The sequence below is a fragment of the Prevotella sp. OH937_COT-195 genome (genome assembly GCF_003932845.1).
Lineage (GTDB): Bacteria > Bacteroidota > Bacteroidia > Bacteroidales > Bacteroidaceae > Prevotella.
In genome coordinates this window covers 1-2,241 of record NZ_RQZH01000059.1, presented here as the reverse complement: position 1 = coordinate 2,241, position 2,241 = coordinate 1, and the positions used below count along the sequence as shown (strand labels likewise).

1 protein-coding gene is annotated in these 2,241 nt (G+C 56.6%); it reads left to right on the top strand.

Annotated features, from left to right (window positions below):
* Nucleotides 1-11: 11 nt before the first annotated feature.
* Complete coding sequence (locus tag EII32_RS11155) at nt 12-2,003, top strand: hypothetical protein (RefSeq protein WP_125235451.1); 1,992 nt, start codon at nt 12-14, stop codon at nt 2,001-2,003.
* Nucleotides 2,004-2,241 lie beyond the last annotated feature (238 nt).

Here is a 2,241-nt window from a genome sequence, read left to right as displayed (position 1 = left end):
TTCGAACAATAATGAAGACAAATTTACTTACGAACATGCTCGCGGCGACAGTCGCGCTGTTCACAGCCCTGTTTGCCCTGCCACAGACGGCGCAGGCGAAAAACTTCTACGCCATCTACATTGCCGGCACGCAGGTAACCTCCGACAACTGCAACGACCTCGGCGGGATTGCCGGCGTGAGCGGCACGGTGAAGTACGACCCCGCCACCAAGACGCTAACCCTCGACAATGCCACCATCAACAGCGGTGACAAGCACGGAATCTATTCAGAATTTGACGACCTCACGGTGAATCTCATCGGCACCAACACGGTAAATGCAAACAAATTAGCCGTCGGCCACAGCCATCCGATGACCATTACGGGCAGTGGCACGCTCAACGCAAATAGCATAGGGTCATATGCCATCTCTGTTTACAATACCTCGCTCACCATCGACGGCTGCACCGTCAATGCCAAAGGGAAATGGGGCATTCTCGGACTGAGGGATTTCTCGAAATACCTCACCATCCGCAATGCCACGGTGACGGCAGAGGGCACGTGGGGCTCCATCCTCGACTTCAAGAACCTCGTCCTCGACAACTGCGATATCACAAGCCCCGCCGGCGCTGTGTGGAACTCCGGGAAGCAAGCCGTGTGCGACGCCTCGGGAAATGTCATCACCGACAAGGTGACGATTGCACCGATTAACCATTACAAGCTCTGGATTGCCGGCACGCCGGTAAGCCCCGACAACTGCGACGACCTCAGCGTCATTCCGGGCGTGAGCGGAACAGTGAAGTATGACCACTCCACCAAGACCCTCACCCTCGACAACGCCACCATTAACAGCAGTGAATACACCGGCATCCATTCAAAAATCAACAGCCTCACGGTGAAACTCACCGGCACTAACACCATAACATCGGGAGTTAAAGGTGTATGGCACGAGCCCAGCTATCCGATGACCCTTACGGGCGGCGGCACGCTCAACGCAGAGAGCGCAAATGATTGGGGCATCCATGTTGCCTGGCTCATCATCGACGGCTGCACCGTCAATGCCAAGGGAAAATTTGGCATCGCAGGAAATGACGCCTCCTCGGGATCCTTCTCCATCCGCAATGCCACGGTAACGGCAGAGGGCACGGACGGTTCCATCTGCAACTTCAATGCTTTCATGCCCTCCAACGGCTACGGCATCATAAGCCCCGCCGGCGCTGTGTGGAACTACGTGAAGGGAGCCGTGTGCGACACCTCGGGAAATGTCATCACCGACAAGGTGACGATCGGGCCGGTTACCACCTACGCCCTCTATATTATCGGCAAGCCGGTAACCTCCGCCAACTGCAATGACCTCAGCGTCATCCCGGGTGTGAGCGGCACGGTGAAGTACGACCCCGCCACCAAGACGCTCACCCTCGACAACGCCACCATCAACGGCGTTCACAATGACGGTATCTCTTCATACATCGACGGTCTCACGGTGAAGCTCATCGGCACCAACACCATAATTGCGGAAAGAACACCCGTTTGGCACAACGCTCCGATGACCATTACGGGCGGCGGCACGCTCAACACAAAGGACATAGAAGCCTATGGTATCTATACCAACAACACCTCGCTCACCATCGACGGCTGCACCGTCAATGCCGATGGGGGAAATGGCTTTTACGGACGGGACGGCTCGGAATCCCTCATCATCCGCAATGCCACGGTAACGGCAAAGGGCACGGACGGTTCCATCCACAACATCAATGAACTCATCCTCGACGGCTGCGCCATCACAAGTCCCGACGGCGCTGTGTGGAACGCCGAGAAGAAGGCTGTGTGCGACGCCTCGGGAAATGTCATCAAATCCGAGGTGACGATCGAGCCGGTTACCACCTACATCGAAACCGTGAATGCCGACGTGCCTGCCGGCAAGCGCGGCGTGTATAACCTCCAAGGCGTGCGCCTCGGCGAGAGCCTCGACCGCCTGCCCGCGGGAGTGTATATATATAATGGTAAGAAAATCATCAAAAAGTAAAAGGCTCACCCCTGCCCCCTCACGGGGGTGGGGGGATTAAACTCTTTAATTCAAACAATAATGAAAACAAATTTACTACGGAACATGCTCGCGGCGACAGTCGCGCTGTTCACAGCCCTCTTTGCCCTGCCCGCCACGGCGCAGGCGCAGACCTACTACGACCTCTGGATTGCCGGCACGCAGGTAACCTCCGACAACTGCAACGACCTCAGCGTGATTGACGGCGTGAGCGGAAGGG

Coding starts and splice junctions, on each gene's coding strand:
- EII32_RS11155 (WP_125235451.1), top strand. CDS start 12: ATGAAGACAAATTTACTTACGAACATGCTCGCGGCGACAGTCGCGCTG.